The organism is Aeromonas sp. S15(2024) (assembly GCF_041402265.1).
In the GTDB taxonomy this organism is placed as follows: Bacteria; Pseudomonadota; Gammaproteobacteria; order Enterobacterales; family Aeromonadaceae; genus Aeromonas; species Aeromonas dhakensis.
The window spans coordinates 54,533-69,842 of sequence record NZ_JBGLQY010000015.1 but is presented as its reverse complement, the minus strand read 5'-3'; the positions used below and the strand labels follow the sequence as shown (position 1 = coordinate 69,842).

At 58.8% G+C, this 15,310-nt stretch carries 14 protein-coding genes; 8 read left to right on the top strand and 6 right to left on the bottom strand.

The window, feature by feature from the left end; all coding sequences use genetic code 11:
- The first annotated feature begins 19 nt into the window (after positions 1-19).
- The 6 genes from ACB033_RS21075 to ACB033_RS21050 all read left to right on the top strand — a co-directional run bounded on the left by ACB033_RS21075 (position 20) and on the right by ACB033_RS21050 (position 6,582).
- On the top strand, positions 20-499 hold the full coding sequence (locus tag ACB033_RS21075; protein WP_017787621.1) for a DUF3299 domain-containing protein: 480 nt from the start codon (positions 20-22) through the stop codon (positions 497-499).
- A gap of 139 nt (positions 500-638) precedes the next feature.
- On the top strand, positions 639-1,505 hold the full coding sequence (locus ACB033_RS21070) for a TIGR03899 family protein (RefSeq protein WP_017781524.1): 867 nt from the start codon (positions 639-641) through the stop codon (positions 1,503-1,505).
- Positions 1,506-1,768: 263 nt separating this feature from the next.
- On the top strand, positions 1,769-3,397 hold the full coding sequence (locus tag ACB033_RS21065; protein WP_139726204.1) for a PAS domain-containing methyl-accepting chemotaxis protein: 1,629 nt from the start codon (positions 1,769-1,771) through the stop codon (positions 3,395-3,397).
- A 675-nt stretch (positions 3,398-4,072) separates the two neighbouring features.
- Entirely contained in the window at positions 4,073-4,729 is a 657-nt protein-coding gene (locus tag ACB033_RS21060; RefSeq protein WP_371140726.1) for a DUF4062 domain-containing protein, read from the top strand.
- A 373-nt stretch (positions 4,730-5,102) separates the two neighbouring features.
- Positions 5,103-5,909 carry an FRG domain-containing protein gene (locus tag ACB033_RS21055; RefSeq protein ID WP_139724814.1) on the top strand — a complete coding sequence of 269 codons (807 nt, stop codon included), beginning with the start codon at positions 5,103-5,105 and terminating at the stop codon, positions 5,907-5,909.
- A 61-nt stretch (positions 5,910-5,970) separates the two neighbouring features.
- A complete protein-coding gene (locus ACB033_RS21050; RefSeq protein WP_139724816.1) occupies positions 5,971-6,582 on the top strand; it encodes a DUF2441 domain-containing protein in 612 nt (203 codons plus the stop codon).
- A 203-nt stretch (positions 6,583-6,785) separates the two neighbouring features.
- Here the strand turns inward: ACB033_RS21050 and cysC are convergent, their stop codons facing one another.
- From cysC to cysG, 5 genes are all read right to left on the bottom strand, one after another.
- Entirely contained in the window at positions 6,786-7,379 is a 594-nt protein-coding gene (gene cysC, locus ACB033_RS21045; protein WP_139724818.1) for an adenylyl-sulfate kinase, read from the bottom strand.
- 139 nt (positions 7,380-7,518) lie between these two features.
- Positions 7,519-9,243, bottom strand: a complete 1,725-nt coding sequence (locus ACB033_RS21040) for an SLC13 family permease (RefSeq protein WP_010636237.1) — start codon at positions 9,241-9,243, stop codon at positions 7,519-7,521.
- Between the two features lie 4 nt (positions 9,244-9,247).
- On the bottom strand, positions 9,248-10,675 hold the full coding sequence (gene cysN, locus ACB033_RS21035; RefSeq protein WP_139724820.1) for a sulfate adenylyltransferase subunit CysN: 1,428 nt from the start codon (positions 10,673-10,675) through the stop codon (positions 9,248-9,250).
- Between the two features lie 24 nt (positions 10,676-10,699).
- Positions 10,700-11,608: a sulfate adenylyltransferase subunit CysD gene (gene cysD / locus ACB033_RS21030; RefSeq protein WP_065017848.1), complete on the bottom strand. Its 909-nt coding sequence runs from the start codon at positions 11,606-11,608 to the stop codon at positions 10,700-10,702.
- 103 nt (positions 11,609-11,711) lie between these two features.
- Positions 11,712-13,136: a siroheme synthase CysG gene (gene cysG, locus ACB033_RS21025; protein ID WP_139724822.1), complete on the bottom strand. Its 1,425-nt coding sequence runs from the start codon at positions 13,134-13,136 to the stop codon at positions 11,712-11,714.
- 187 nt (positions 13,137-13,323) lie between these two features.
- On the opposite strand from cysG, the gene ACB033_RS21020 reads away from it, so the two are divergent.
- Positions 13,324-14,244: an SPFH domain-containing protein gene (locus ACB033_RS21020; protein ID WP_005304750.1), complete on the top strand. Its 921-nt coding sequence runs from the start codon at positions 13,324-13,326 to the stop codon at positions 14,242-14,244.
- Positions 14,241-14,696: an NfeD family protein gene (locus ACB033_RS21015; protein ID WP_005304753.1), complete on the top strand. Its 456-nt coding sequence runs from the start codon at positions 14,241-14,243 to the stop codon at positions 14,694-14,696. Before ACB033_RS21020 ends, ACB033_RS21015 begins: the two co-directional genes overlap by 4 nt.
- A gap of 79 nt (positions 14,697-14,775) precedes the next feature.
- Here the strand turns inward: ACB033_RS21015 and ACB033_RS21010 are convergent, their stop codons facing one another.
- On the bottom strand, positions 14,776-15,189 hold the full coding sequence (locus ACB033_RS21010) for a CBS domain-containing protein (protein WP_005304756.1): 414 nt from the start codon (positions 15,187-15,189) through the stop codon (positions 14,776-14,778).
- Positions 15,190-15,310: the final 121 nt, after the last annotated feature.

Genomic DNA, 15,310 nt, shown 5'->3' with positions numbered 1-15,310 from the left:
TAAGAAACGAGAAGGACAGATGATGAAGTGGAAAATCGTGGCGCTGCTGGCCGCCCTGCTGACGCTGCCGGCCATGGCCGCCGACTACAAGACCATCGACTGGGACGTGCTCATTCCGGAAGGTGAAAAACTGCTGCCCCCACCCCAGGTGAGCCACGATGGCAATCTTGCCTCAGTGCCCCAGCCGGTGGGCGGGGTCAACAAGAAGCTGGACAACCAAGAGGTGCGTATCCCGGGTTTCGTGGTACCGCTGGAGGGGGACGCCAAGAAGATCACCGCCTTCCTGCTGGTGCCCTACTTCGGCGCCTGCATCCATGTGCCGCCCCCGCCCACCAACCAGGTGGTCTATGTGAGCTACCCCAAGGGGGCGCCGGTGGACGACCTGTGGGACGCCATCTGGGTGAAGGGCAAGATGCGCACGGTCAGCTCCAGTCACGAGATGGCCACCGCCTCCTATTCGCTGGAGGCGGTCGAGGTCAGCGTCTACGAAGAGCAGTAACCAGGCACGCACGGCCTCCCACGGGAGGCCGTTTTGTTATCCGCGACGGCAAGAACCCGGCCAGCCCCTGCCTGAGGGATTGCCCGCCATCCCGGTTGGAGTAACATTCAAGGCTAGACCTTGCGATCACGGAGCCAGCATGGCTGACCTGCCCCCGCCCAAGAAAGAGAGTTCCATCCTGAGCAGCCAGGAGCAGACCCTGCGCCTGGCCCGCAGCCGCGGCATCGACGGCATGCTCACCCGCAACAGCGACAGCACCTTCGAGCAGCGCGCCGCCTTTCGCCAGCTGGCGGATCAGGCCGCCCGCCAGCGCAACCTGGAGTCCATCATGGTGATGGCCTCCCGCCACTGCGAAGAGACCGCCGCCGGCGGCGAGATGGACAGCGACTGGCTGACCCACTTCCTGCAACTGGCGGAAGACATCAGCATGGTGCCCATGCAGCAGTTGTGGGGCCGCATCTTCGCCATCGAGATCGCCACCCCGGGCCGCTTCTCCATCCGAGCGCTCACCACCCTCAAGGAGATGACCCAGCGCGAGGCCCAGCTGTTCCAGCGCATCTGCTCCCTCTCCTGCCACTACGTGGGCAGCGACGAGCAGCGCCTGCTGCTGGGGCTGCACAAGGGGGCCAGCCTGCTCAGCCGCGCCCGGGTGACCCGGCTCGGCCTTGGCAAGTACCGCATCCCCTACAACGCCCTGCTGCAGCTGTTCGAGCTCGGCCTGCTGCACCGCGGCGAGCTGGAGTCCGGCCCGCTGCCCGCCGACGGGGTGGAGCTGGAGTTCGGCGATCAGCGCTGGCGCCTGCAGCGCAAGCAGACCAACATCACCCTGCTCTACTACCGGTTGACCCCGGTCGGCAACGAGCTCGCCCAGCTGCTGCAGGAGCCGCCGCTGGAAGAGTATCTGCAGGATCTGAAAACCGTGCTGGTGCAGGGGCTGCAGATCGAGACCATGATGCTGACCCCGCCCGCCGGGCCTGAACCGGCCCCGGCCGAACCGACCCCCTGATCCTCCGGAGCCCGTCAGGGCTCCGCTGTTTTGCGCCTCCCGCCGCCGCTCGCGAAATGGCGCCGCCGTTGCCAAAACGGTTCCTGAAATGCAAATCCGCCGCCTCTGACTCGTCAGCCCCGCGCCCGCAGATCCGCTCGCCACCGGTCATCGCCCCCCGCCGTGCCGCATGAGTGCCGCATGATCGACGATTTTCACCCCCGCTGGTGCAGCCCTTGCATTGGTGATGACTCCTTCCCCACAACCCGGTTTCGGAGCACACCATGAGAGTCAATCAGCCTGTCACCCAGCATGAGCGTCGCTATCCCGAACACCAGCACCTCATCTCCACCACGGATCTGGAGAGCCGCATCACCTACGCCAACGAGGAGTTCTGCCAGATTGCCGGCTTCACGCTGGAGGAGCTGCAGGGGGAGCATCACAATCTGGTGCGCCATCCAGACATGCCCAAGCAGGCCTTCGCCGACCTCTGGCACCATATCCGGGCCGGCAAGAGCTGGATGGGCCCTGTGAAGAATCGCTGCAAGAACGGCGATCACTACTGGGTCAGCGCCTTCGTCACGCCGATCAAGGATGCCAGCGGCAAGGTGGTGGAGTATCAATCGGTGCGTACCGCCCCCAGTGAGGAGATCAAGCAGCGGGCCGAGCGCATCTATGCCGGGCTGCGCGCCGACAAGGCGCCGCTGGCTCTCAGGCTGCCGGCCTTCTCCCACACGCTGGCAATCACCCTCTGCCTGCTGCCGAGCCTGGTGGCCATGATGGCGCTGGGGTATGAGCAGGCCTCCGGCTGGCTGCTGACCCTGGCCGTGCTGCCTTTGCTGCTGGCGGCCATGATCACCCAGGCCCTGAGCCGTCGCCTCGGCAAGCTCGACAAGCTGGCCCGCAGCCGCTTCGACAACCCGCTGATGCAGCTGCTCTACACCAACAAGGTCGACAACATCGCCGCCATCGAGCTCGCCATGCTGATGAATCAGGCCGAGTTCAACGCCGTGCTGGCGCGCACCCAGCAGACCTGCAGCCGGATCCTGCACTCGGCCGAAGGCGATCTGCGCAATGCCGAATCCATCACCAGCAACCTGCAGCAACAACAGGCCGAGACCAATCAGGTCGCCACCGCCATCACCCAGATGGCCGAGTCGATCCGCGAGGTGTCCCACAGCTCCACCGCCGCCTCCGACCTGCTGGATGAAACCGCCGACCTGTTCCGGGAGGGCAACCGCAGCGTGCAGGAGACCATAGGGGCGGTCGAGGGGATGCACGGCGAGATCGCCACCTCCAAGACGGTGATCCACACCCTGGCGACCCAATGCCGGGATATCGACGGCATCCTCGATGTCATCAACAGCATCGCCAACCAGACCAACCTGCTGGCCCTCAATGCGGCCATCGAGGCGGCCCGTGCCGGTGAGGCGGGCCGCGGTTTCTCGGTGGTGGCGGACGAGATCAGATCCCTGGCCATCAAGACCCAGTCCTCCACCGGCGAGATCCAGAAGATGATCAACCTGCTGCAAACCAGCGCGGCCAACGCCGAGCAGGCGATGGAAAAGGGGGGGGATCTCTCTGCCAGCTGCCAGCAGAAGGCCTCCGCCACCGGTACCATACTGCAGCAGATCAACAGCATGTTGCAGCAGGTCGCCTCCGGCAGCAGCCAGATAGCCCAGGCCGTGCAGGAGCAGTCCCAGGTTACCGCCGACATCGACCGCAACGTGCTCAGCATCAAGACCCTAGCCGATGACTCCAGCGTCGGCAGCCAGCATGCCGTCCACGGCATCAACCAGCTGGTACGACAGCTGAGTGACCTGGATCGGCTGGTACGCCAGTTCCAGCAGCAACCCGCCTCTCCACAAGTCGTCAATCCCAGCCCCGCCGGCCAAGTGGTGCTGGCCCGCTGATCCCGAGACCGTGCGCTAACCACAAAAAAGGGCCCCTGTCGTCACCGGCAGCGGGCCCATTTATCTCTGGTGGGAAACGCAGATCTGACCGGGCCGGGATGCCCATACCATCACTGACCCGGCCTTGATGTCATTACCTTGGCATCTGCTCTGCAACTCATTCAACAGAGTGGCATCCCGCAGTTCATTCCCCCCGCCCAAATACGCAGCGAGCATTGAGAAAGTACGGACGCTGAGATACCCCTATCGCCCGCCCCCCCAAGGCAGCTCAATTTATTGATCTTGCCCGAGAAATCACTCACTCCCCCTTCCCTAACCAGCTCCGTTCGGTAACATGGCATCAGATCCCCTCTTGTCGGAGTCAGCCATGTACCAGACCGGAGCCACACCACAGGGAAGGAGCAGCAGACTGGAGGCTGGAATTCAGGGGCGGTAGCCTTGCCGATGATTTCCACAGCCAACTCCCTTACTGTTTCTTTCTTCGGTGGTAATAGAAGCGCTAAAAGAGGACGTCAAGCGAACACGTTCAACTGCAGAACCTAGCTGGTAACGCATTTATTTAAAATTTACTTTTTTAATTCGATTATCCGGGCGGAACGGACTTATACGGAGGGCGGCACTAACGTGTTAGTACCGCCTTCCATATAATCACGGTTAAATTTTCAGAGACAATTTATGAAGAAAAAACTTCAAGTGTTCGTATCTTCAACCTATGAAGATCTAAAAATTGATCGGCAAGCTGCAGTCAGCGCGATATTGAAGGCAGGTCATATCCCAGCTGGGATGGAGCTTTTTACCTCTGGTGACAAATCCCAAATGGAAACAATACGCAGGTGGATTGATGAATCTGATGTGTACATGCTTATTTTGGGTGGACGTTACGGAAGTGTTGAGCCAACAACTGGGGTGAGCTATACGGAACTAGAGTATGACTATGCTTTAGAGTTAGAAAAGCCACTTTTTGCTGTCGTTCTTAAAGATGATGCACTTGAGGAAAGAGTAAAGCAATCTGGAACACACTTGATGGAAAAGGAAAACCCTAAGCAACTATCCATGTTTAGGGATAAAGTTCTTTCCAATATATCTTCATTTTTTTCTGATGAGAAAGATATTCGGCTTTGTGTCTATGAAAGTCTATCTGACTTTGCATCCAGCCGTGACTTGAAGGGGTGGGTATCATCAGATGAAATTGTTAACTCTCAGTCCCTTCTCGATGAAATCTCGAGACTAAACAAAGAGAATGACGAACTAAAACAAAAGCTAGAAAGCGCTGAGAAAAAATTAGCAAGCCATCAAAGTCAAAAGGTGATGACGCAGATTTTGAAGAGTTAATAAAAATTCTAGAGGTAACTGAAGTTAAAATACCTTCTAGTCTTACGGACGGCGAAGAAGATACTATTAAGTCTCTATTAAGTATATTCCTTGGTCAAAAAGAATCCTTTGTTACTGGTGTCACTAATAAGGCTCAAACTACAGAGGTAATGTCATTTTTGTATTTCAATGTGGCACCAAAGCTACAAATCCACGGTCTCGTGCTAAACGAAAAAGTTGCTAGTGTTATGTGGAGACGATTTTCGATAACACAAAAAGGCACAGCACTGCTAGCGTATATAGAGAAAAAGCGGTTGCTAAAATAATACATTTAACAAGGCGCTGCTATGGGACAGATTTTCCGTAGAGAGCTGCGTTACAGCCAGGAGATACGATGCAAAGTAGAACGATAACAAACTGGAGTGAATTTGACAAAATCGTCGGTACAAAACATTTTCGCAAATGGATTTTTAGAGGCCAGTCTTGCTCTGAATGGGCTCTTGAGAGTTCATTGCACCGCGCATTTAAAGAAGCCCAGTTAATACATAAACTGAAAAGTGGAAATGAGAAGAAGCTTAATCGAATTGAGCATGAAAAAGTGATGATAGAACGTTTCAAGTGTAATGCTCATTTGTATCTAGACCACTTCCCACAACCTGAAGACATTCTTAGTTGGCTTTCGTTGATGCAACATCATGGGGCTCCTACAAGGCTCTTAGATTTTTCATTTTCTCCCTATGTAGCATTGTTTTTTGCTTTGGAATTCGGCGAGGAAAATGCTGCCGTTTATTGTATTAATCATAATGCCATTCGAAATTATGACGATGAATATTTCGGGAGCAATCTACTCGAAGTATACTCAAGAATACTTGACCCTATAAATGGAAAAGATAATCCATGTCTCTTCGCATTTGAGCCTATGTTTTCCAATCATCGTTTACTGTCACAGCAAGGCTTATTTGTTGCAACGAACACGCTTGATGTAAGCCATGGGAAAATTTTGAATGACTACGACATAAAAGACTCTGATGCAATCAAGATTATAATACCAGCCAAACAAAGGTTAGCGGGGCTTCAAAAGCTGAATAAAATGAACATAAACTCCTCAAACATATATCCAGGATTGGATGGTTTTTGCAAGAGTATGCGTCGACAACCAGTTTTTGGTCTGGAATGGCAGAGAAGACTTGGCAACAAATAACTGCAATTGACAATCCAATCAATACAGCATTACACCTCATTAAACACTATTCAAGCAACAGATGAAATACTTTCATGTTAATCATATTTCACAATATTCACCTCAAAAAAACCTGGAAGTTGGGGATGTCATTGAACTGTCATCAAAAGAATTTAACCCATACTATAAAAGCATATTAAACAGGCAGAAGCATATCACAGTTGGCGAAAAGGAAATACCACTACTGAAGTTTTTCGACGGAGTTCAAAGAGGCCAATACAAAGAACACCCAGAAATTAGTGACCCTAAGACGATAGCTAAATTTGCTCACTCGCTACTTGATGACTTTATACAGTTTCATCGTGAGACACACTTTGAGAATATTAGAAGTTCTGAGTTTCCACATCTACCATCAAGATTAAATTGTATATGGCTAGCATCTTCCTATGAAGAGGCGGTTTCTTGGAGCCAACGACTAACAGATAGAAAAAAACCTAGAATAGTTCAAGTTGAGCTTGAGAGTGAACCTTTTCAAGCTAATGAATGTCATCTTTTCCAAGACACTGAGCTTACCGAAATAACTTTAGAACGAGCGAGAAATTATTGGAATGGATATGGTGGAAACGGAAGAACAGAGCTTCTGTATGTTGGCAAACTAACTGTTCTTGAAGTATTTCAAATACCAGGCTCATAAAAGGTGCATCAGTCATAGGCCTGAAGCCCGACTGAGTGACTTTCACGCTTGACTGTGCAATGAGTTGTTCTTATTGCACCCCAGGATCTAACAAACGCTCAACGGATAAATGGCCGCAACACGTAAATCGTTGCGGAAAATAGGTAAATAAAAAGGGGGCAAACGCCCCCTTGTTTATCAATAATCCGTCTAGGCAATCAACCTCAATCGATTCCCCCCCGCAGTCTTAGAGCAGTCAGCAACTCATCCACCAGCACCTCCACTGGCTTGCCGGCGTTGAGCAGATGGATTTCCGGCTGCTCGGGGGCCTCATAGGCGGAATCGATGCCGGTAAAATTCGTGATCTCCCCCGCCCGCGCCTTTTTATATAGCCCCTTGGGATCGCGCTCTTCGCACACGGCGAGCGGAGCATCGACAAACACCTCGACAAACTCCCCTTCACCCACGAGATTGCGCACCAGCTCCCGCTCGGCACGGAACGGCGAGATAAAGGCGGTGAGCACGATAAGTCCCGCATCCACCATCAGTTTCGCAACCTCGCCGACCCGGCGGATATTCTCCTGACGGGCGGCATCATCGAAGCCCAGATCGCCACAGAGGCCGTGGCGCACATTGTCCCCATCCAGCAGATAGGTGTGCTTGCCTTGCGCGGCCAGCGCCTGCTCCAAGGCTCCCGCCAGAGTAGATTTACCCGCCCCGGAGAGCCCGGTAAACCAGATCACCAGGGGCTTCTGCCCCTTCTGCTCGGCCCTACGCTCTTTGCCCACGGCATGCTGATGCCACACGATATTGCTCATCCAAAACTCCTTGCTTGGCGCGCGCGCCTCAATGCTGAAACGGTCTGGCTCTCAGGAGCCCAGCCTCTGGCCACTCGCCACTGACGGAGGCCACGGTCGTCGTGTATTCCTATTCCCTGCGAAGCCCAGTTGCGCCGCCTTAAAACGGAAACAGCAGGGGCACCATGACGATCACCCCGATGCTGTAGGCCAGGGAGACCGGCAGGGCTAATTTAAGGTAATCCGGCATCTTGTAGTTGCCCGCCGCATAGACCATCAGGTTGGTCTGGTAGCCGTAGGGCAGGATAAAGCTGGAGCTGGCCCCGAACAGCACCGCCAGAATGAACGGCATGGTGGAGACATCCATGCTGAGCGCCAGCTGGTAACCCATGGGGAAGGCCAGCGCGGCCGCGGCGTTGTTGCTCATCAGCTCGGTCAGCACCAGGGTAAACAGGTAGATGCCGATAAAGGCGATGATGGGGCTGGCACCGTTGAACTCCCCCATCAGCCAGTCGGCGATGAGCTTGGCCAGGCCGCTCTTTTCCAGCTGATCGGCGATGGCCAGCGCCCCGCCCACCACCAGCCAGATATCCAGCGGAAAGCGGCGGCGGATCTCGTCCAACGTCAGGATGCGGGAGAACAGCAGCACCACCAGCATCACCAGCAAGCCCTTGAACAGCGGCACCAGATCGAGCACCGACAGGGTCAGCACCCCAAGGAACCCCGCCACCACGGCGGCGCTGCGCGTGGCATCGAGCCGGGTGGAGGCCTCCAGCCCGCTCACCACCACGAACTCGCGGGAGAGGGACTTGTTGCCCGCAAACTTGGGGCCGGGGGCCAGCAGCAAGGTGTCCCCTGCGTGCAATTCAATCTGGCCGAGGCCGCCGGTGAGCTGGGTCTCGCCCCGGCGCACCGCCAGCACCACCGCATCGAAGTGGGTGCGAAACTCCGCATCCTTGATGGTCTGACCCACCAGCCGCGAGCTGTGGCTGACGATCACCTCCACCAGGTGCTGGCCGTTGAGCCGGTGCTGGCCGTAGAGATCCAGCCCCTTGAGCTCCTGCAGCACGCCGACGCTCTCCACGTCGCCGCAAAACAGCAGCATGTCCCCCTCATGCAGCTCGTGTTCCGGCTGCACCGGGCAGATCACCTGATTGCCCCGGATGATCTCGGCAAGATAGAGGCTTTTCAGGCTGCGCAGGCCGTTCTCCTTGACGCTGCGCCCGGCCATGGGGGAGCCGGGGCCCACCTTGGCCTCGAGAAAATAGCCGGATTCCCGGCTCATCTCGGTATCCTGCTCCGGCAGGTGGCGGGCAAACAGCAACACGGCGATGAGGCCGGTCAGCAGGGTCCCCGCCCCCACCATGAAGAAGTCGAACATGCCGAGCGGCTTGGCCCCCATCTTGATGAGGAAGCTGTTGACGATGAGGTTGGTGGAGGTGCCGATCAGGGTCAGCACGCCGCCAAAGGTCGCCGCGAAGCACATGGGCAACAGCAGCCGGGAGGGCGCATGGTTGGGGTTGCGTTTGACCGCCCCCAGCATGGACGCCACCACGGCGGTGTTGTTGACGAACGCCGACAGGAAGGCGGTGGAAAACCACACCTTCACCAGCACCTTGTTGAAGGAGCCGGTGCCCACCAGGTTGGCAAACCAGCTCATGACCCGGGTCTTCTCCACCGCGAGCGACACCAGCAGCAGCAGCACCAGGGTCAGCAGGGCGCTGTTGGTGTAGCCCGCCACCACGGCGTTGATGTCCGCCAGGCCGCTCAGGTAGGTGATGAGCACGGCGCCTGAGAAGAGCAGCGCCGGCCGGAGTTTGCCCTGGATCAGCAGGGCGACGAGGGCAGCCAGCAGACCCAGCACCAGGGATTGTTGCCAGGTCATGGGCTTACTCCTTGCCGGAATCGTTGCTGATGGTCAGCGCCTGCCAGTGGGGGAAGTGCTTGCGCACCAGGGCGTTGAGTTCCACTTCGAACTCGCTGTATTGCCCTGCCATAACCTTGGTCGCCAGCCCTTCCACTATCATGCCGGCACCGACGGTGACGTTGGTCAGCCGGTCGATCAGGATAAAGCTGCCGGTATCGCGGATCTCCTGGTACGGGTCGAACGCCACCGGGTCGGTCAGGCTGAATTCGCACAGGCCGATCTCGTTGAGCTTGAGCTCGGAGGCCGGCAGCTCGTCGAGCTTGTTGATCTCGATGCGGTGGCGGATGGCCTCCACCTGACCGCGGCTCTTCTTGGTGGCCAGCTTGACGTCATAGACCCGGCCCGGTTGCAGGGACTCCTCCCCCATCCAGACGATGTGAGCCAGCACGTTCTGGGTCACCTGGGGCTTTTTCGCCGCGTCCACCAGCAAGTCGCCGCGGCTGATGTCAATTTCGTCCGCGAAGGTGACCGTGATGGCCTGACCCGGCAGGGCGTACTCCAGATCCCCGTCGAAGGTGACGATGCGAGTCACAGTGCTCTCCTTGCCGGACGGCAGCACCGCCAGCTTGTCGCCCACCCGCAGGATGCCGGAGGCCAGCGTGCCTGCGAAGCCGCGAAAATCGAGGTTGGGGCGGTTCACGTACTGCACCGGCAGGCGCACCGGGTGACGCTCCAGCTCGCGCTCCACTTCCGCAGACTCCAGCAAGGAGAGCAGGGTCTCGCCCTGATACCAGGCCAGCTTGTCGCTTGGGTTCACCACGTTGTCACCGTCCAGCGCCGAGACCGGCACGATATGGATGGTGTCGACGCTGAGCTTCTTGGCAAATTCGCGATACTCCAAGCTGATGCGCTCGAACACCTCCTGGCTGAACTCCACCAGATCCATCTTGTTGACCGCCACCACGAACTGCTTGATGCCGAGCAGGCTCGCGATAAAGCTGTGGCGACGGGTCTGATCCAGCACCCCCTTGCGGGCGTCGATCAATATGATGGCCAGATCGCAGGTGGAGGCGCCGGTGGCCATGTTGCGGGTGTACTGCTCGTGGCCCGGGGTGTCCGAGATGATAAATTTGCGCTTGGCGGTGGAGAAATAGCGGTAGGCCACGTCGATGGTGATGCCCTGCTCGCGCTCCGCCTGCAGACCGTCCACCAGCAGCGCCAGGTCCAGCTTCTCTCCGGTGGTGCCAAGCTTCTGGCTGTCGGATTCCAGCGCTTTGAGCTGATCTTCATAGATCTGCTGGGAATCGTGCAGCAGGCGGCCGATGAGGGTGCTCTTGCCGTCGTCCACGCTGCCGCAGGTGAGAAAACGCAGCAGGCTCTTGTGCTGCTGGGCGTGCAGGTAGGCTTCAATGCCCTGTTCGCTGATGGCGGTCTGAATGTGGTTGTTCATGTTGCGATTCCTTAGAACATTTTTTTAGAAATAGCCCTGACGCTTCTTCTGCTCCATGGAGCCGGCCTGATCGTGGTCGATGAGCCGCCCTTGCCGCTCGCTCGAGGTGGTGATCAGCATCTCTTCGATGATCTCCGGCAAGGTGGTGGCATTGGATTCGATGGCCCCGGTCAGCGGGTAGCAACCGAGGGTGCGAAAGCGCACCAGCTCCTGCTTCACTTCATCTTCCGGGCCGATGGGCATGCGCTCGTCATCCACCATGATCTTGATGCCATTGCGCTCCACCACAGGGCGATGAGCGGCGAAGTAGAGCGGCACTATGTCGATGTTCTCGAGATAGATGTATTGCCAGATGTCCAGCTCGGTCCAGTTGGAGAGCGGGAAGACCCGGATGCTCTCACCCTTGTTGACCTGGCTGTTGTAGACGCGCCACAGCTCGGGACGCTGGTTCTTCGGATCCCAGCGGTGGGACTTGTCGCGGAAGGAGTAGACCCGCTCCTTGGCACGGGACTTCTCCTCGTCGCGGCGGGCACCACCGAAGGCGGCATCGAAGCCGTATTTGTTGAGCGCCTGCTTGAGCCCCTCGGTCTTCATGATGTCGGTGTGCTTGCCGCTGCCGTGCACGAAGGGGTTGATGCCCATGGCGAGCCCTTCCGGGTTCTTGTGGACGATGAGATCCAGCCCGTATTTCCTGGCGGTCTCGTCGCGGAACTTGATCATCTCCTTGAACTTCCAGTCTGTGTCGACGTGCAGCAAGGGGAACGGGATCTTGCCCGGATAGAAGGCCTTGCGGGCCAGGTGCAGCATGACGGAGGAGTCCTTGCCGATGGAGTACATCATCACCGGGTTTTCAAATTCGGCAGCCACCTCGCGGATGATGTGGATGCTCTCGGCTTCCAGCTGCTGCAAGTGGGTCAGTCTTTCACGGTCCATGTCTGGGTCCTCGGTTCATTGCTGACGCGCCTGGTCAGGGCGCGGTGTTGGTTCAGGTCGGTGCCGCCGTGGCAGCACCGTCAAATCGATTGCTGTCTCGGCCTCAGGCCAGGCTCACCAGCTTGAGCTCGTGGCCGCTGTCGGCCCCCTGCCCCTGCGCCGTCTCGCCAAACCAGGCCAGCTGTTTGCGCAGGGCAACCACCTCGCCGATGACGATAAGGGACGGGCTCACCGCCTGGGCGGCCAGCTCGGCCAGCTCCGCCAAGGTGCCGGTCAGTACCCGCTGCCGCGCCGTGGTGCCGCGCTCGATGATGGCGATGGGGGTGGCGCTGCTGCGGCCATGGTTCACCAGCTGCTGCTGGATATGCTCGGAGCGCATCAGCCCCATGTAGATGACCAGGGTCTGGCTGGTGGCGGCGAGCTGCTGCCAGTCGGGCTCCTTGCCCTCCTTCTGGCAGTGGCCCGTGATAAAGACGGCGCTCTGGGCATGGTCGCGGTGAGTGAGCGGAATGCCCGCATAGGCGGTGGCACCGGCGGCGGCCGTGATGCCGGGCACCACGGAGAAGGGGATGCCCTCCTCTGCCAGCACTTCCAGCTCCTCGCCGCCACGGCCGAACATGAAGGGATCGCCCCCCTTGAGCCGCACCACCCGGTTGCCCGCCCTGGCGTATTCCACCAGCAGGCGATTGGTCTCTTCCTGGGGCACGCTGTGGGCGCCGGCCTTCTTGCCGACCGACACCAGGGTGGCGTCGCGGCGCACCAGCTCGAGGATCTCGGCGGAGACCAGCTGGTCATAGAGCACCACCTCGGCCTGTTGGATCTGTTGCAGCGCCTTGAGGGTCAGCAGGCCCGGATCGCCGGGTCCCGCTCCTACCAGCACCACCTCGCCCACCTCGGTCTGGGCTTGGTCAAGCCCCTCGTTTAGCCACTGCTCGGCACCCTGCCAATCGGCTTTCTCAATCAAACCGGCCAGGGTGTTGGAGGCAAAGGCGCGCTCCCAGAAGCGACGACGGTCGGAAATGGAAGAGAGCACCCGCTTGGCCCGGTCGCGTACCCGACCGGAGAGCTCGGCCAGACCACCGAGGTGGCGCGGCAGCAGACTCTCCAGCCGCTCGCGCAGCAGGCGCACCAGCACAGGCGCCTTGCCGCCGCTGGAGACGGCCACCATGATGGGGCTGCGATCGATGATGGAGGGGAAGATAAAGCTGGAGCGCTTGGGGTCGTCCACCACGTTGACGAACAGACCGAGCTGGTTGGCGCTCTGATAGACCAGGGCGTTCACCTCGAGGTCGTCGGTGGCGGCCACCACCAGGATCTGGCCGGCCAGATGGGCCGGGGTGAAGCGCTCCGCCAGATGGGTGAAGCGACCGGCAAATTCATGGAAGTCGGGTTCCAGCTCGGGGGAGACCAGGGTCAGCCTGGCACCGGCTGCCAGCAGCAGGCGCGCCTTGCGCAGGGCCACTTCGCCCCCACCCACCAGCAGCACCGGGCGACCGTCCAATTTGGCAAACATCGGCAAATAATCCATTTCGGCCCATCCCTCGGAACACGACTAATATGGGGCGACTATAGGCAGGGCTGCTTATCCCTCAAAATAATAAAAAATGCTTTTTAATGCGTTTTAGTAATTAACAAAGCCGTATGATGACAAAGGCGCTTGTGGTGCCGTACACAAGGCCATAGGCTAGTGAAAGTGTTTCATAAGGAGCTAAATGATGAATGAGTCATTGATTGTGCTGGGGATCTTCGTGTTTCTGGTACTTCTCACCCTGAGTGCCGGCATCAAGATAGTGCCGCAGGGTTACAACTGGACCGTGGAGCGCTTCGGCCGCTACACCCGCACCCTCTCCCCCGGCCTCAACCTGCTGATCCCCTACATAGATCGCATCGGCCACAAGATCATCATGATGGAGCAGGTGCTGGACATCCCGGCGCAAGAGGTGATCTCCCGCGACAACGCCAACGTGACCATAGACGCCATCAGCTTCGTGCAGGTGGTGGACGCCCGCAAGGCGGGCTACGAGGTCAACGATCTCACCAGCGCCATCCGCAACCTGACCATGACCAACATGCGGACCGTGCTGGGCGCCATGGAGCTGGACGAGATGCTCTCCCAGCGCGACACCATCAACGAGAAACTGCTGCGCACCATGGATGCGGCCACCGCCCCCTGGGGCATCAAGGTGACCCGGATCGAGATCAAGGATGTACGTCCGCCGCTGGCGCTGGTCGAGGCCATGAACGCCCAGATGAAGGCCGAGCGCCAGAAACGGGCCGAGGTGCTGGAGGCCGAAGGGGTGCGCCAGTCCAAGATCCTGAAAGCGGAAGGGGAGAAGCAGTCCCAGATCCTCAAAGCCGAGGGTGAGCGTCAAGCCGCCTTCCTCGCCGCCGAGGCGCGGGAGCGGGCCGCCGAAGCGGAAGCCAAGGCGACCCACATGGTGTCAAAAGCCATCGCCGAAGGGGATCTGCAGGCCATCAACTACTTCGTGGCCCAGAAATACACAGAGGCGCTGGCCCGCATCGGTGAAGGCCCCAACAGCAAGGTGGTGATGATGCCGCTGGAGGCGGGCAGCCTGATCGGCGCCGTGGCCGGCATGGCCGAGCTGTTCAAGGATGGCAAGGGCGGCAAGTCATGACAGCCCTGTTCGAGGGGCTGACCCACTGGCACTGGCTGGGGCTCGGCTTCGTGCTGCTGGCCATCGAGGTGCTGGGCTCGGTGGGTTTTCTGCTCTGGACCGGCATCGCCGCGCTGGAGGTGGGCCTGCTGCTGCTGGTCTGGCCCTTCGGCTGGCAGGCCCAGCTGCTGCTGTTCGCCCTCCAATCCCTGCTCACCACCTGGGCCTGGTGGCGCTGGCAGCACCGCCGGGATCGATCGGAGCAGGATGCCGCCGCCCCCATCAACGAGCGGATGCAGGGGTATCTGGGGCGCGAGCTGGTGCTGCTGGATGACGTGACTCAGGGGATGAGCCGGGTACACCTGGACGACACTGCCTGGACGGTGCGCTGCAGCCAGCCCCTGCTCGCCGGCAGCAAGGTGCGGGTGACGGGGCATGACTCCCATATCCTGCTGGTAGAGCCGCTGCCCTGACACGGGGCTGGCGCCTGTGACCAACAACAAAGGGCTCCGCGGAGCCCTTTTTCATTCTCTTGCAATCCGTGCCGGCGGGTTAGAAGGCGTCGCTGTCGAGAGCGGCGCGCAGCAGATCCTTCCAGCTGATGATGCCGACCAGGGCGCCATTTTCGAGCACCGGCAGGCAGGAGACGTTCTTCTCCAGCATCAGCTTGACCCCTTCCCGCACCGTGAGCTGGGGGGCGATGGTGATGGGGTGGCGGCTCATGATCTGGTGAGCGCGCCGGTTGAGGGTCTCGGTGTCGCGGCTCATCTCGGCCTCGGAGTCGAGATAGGGGCTGATGGCGCGAAACAGGTCGCGATCGGAGATGACTCCTACCAGTTCCTCCTCTTCCAGCACCAGCAGGTGGCGAAAGTGGGCCTGCTCGAAGATCTCCTTGATGACGCTCAACCTGTCGTCCATGGATACGGTGGCGACCCGGGTCGTCATGATGTCCCTGATATGCAGCATGCTAGCCTCCACCGTCATACTGTTTGATAGTTCTGTTATGACATGTTTTTGTGGTGCCAGCCAGTAGCAGGCCCGTACCTAAAGTGCAAACCGGCGCCATTTCACGTAAGATCCGCGCCAG

Coding starts and splice junctions, on each gene's coding strand:
- ACB033_RS21040 (WP_010636237.1), bottom strand. CDS start 9,243: ATGACCTGGCAACAATCCCTGGTGCTGGGTCTGCTGGCTGCCCTCGTC.
- ACB033_RS21055 (WP_139724814.1), top strand. CDS start 5,103: ATGCAAAGTAGAACGATAACAAACTGGAGTGAATTTGACAAAATCGTC.
- cysC (WP_139724818.1), bottom strand. CDS start 7,379: ATGAGCAATATCGTGTGGCATCAGCATGCCGTGGGCAAAGAGCGTAGG.
- ACB033_RS21075 (WP_017787621.1), top strand. CDS start 20: ATGATGAAGTGGAAAATCGTGGCGCTGCTGGCCGCCCTGCTGACGCTG.
- ACB033_RS21015 (WP_005304753.1), top strand. CDS start 14,241: ATGACAGCCCTGTTCGAGGGGCTGACCCACTGGCACTGGCTGGGGCTC.
- cysG (WP_139724822.1), bottom strand. CDS start 13,136: ATGGATTATTTGCCGATGTTTGCCAAATTGGACGGTCGCCCGGTGCTG.
- ACB033_RS21050 (WP_139724816.1), top strand. CDS start 5,971: ATGAAATACTTTCATGTTAATCATATTTCACAATATTCACCTCAAAAA.
- cysN (WP_139724820.1), bottom strand. CDS start 10,675: ATGAACAACCACATTCAGACCGCCATCAGCGAACAGGGCATTGAAGCC.
- ACB033_RS21060 (WP_371140726.1), top strand. CDS start 4,073: ATGAAGAAAAAACTTCAAGTGTTCGTATCTTCAACCTATGAAGATCTA.
- ACB033_RS21065 (WP_139726204.1), top strand. CDS start 1,769: ATGAGAGTCAATCAGCCTGTCACCCAGCATGAGCGTCGCTATCCCGAA.
- cysD (WP_065017848.1), bottom strand. CDS start 11,608: ATGGACCGTGAAAGACTGACCCACTTGCAGCAGCTGGAAGCCGAGAGC.
- ACB033_RS21020 (WP_005304750.1), top strand. CDS start 13,324: ATGAATGAGTCATTGATTGTGCTGGGGATCTTCGTGTTTCTGGTACTT.
- ACB033_RS21010 (WP_005304756.1), bottom strand. CDS start 15,189: ATGCTGCATATCAGGGACATCATGACGACCCGGGTCGCCACCGTATCC.
- ACB033_RS21070 (WP_017781524.1), top strand. CDS start 639: ATGGCTGACCTGCCCCCGCCCAAGAAAGAGAGTTCCATCCTGAGCAGC.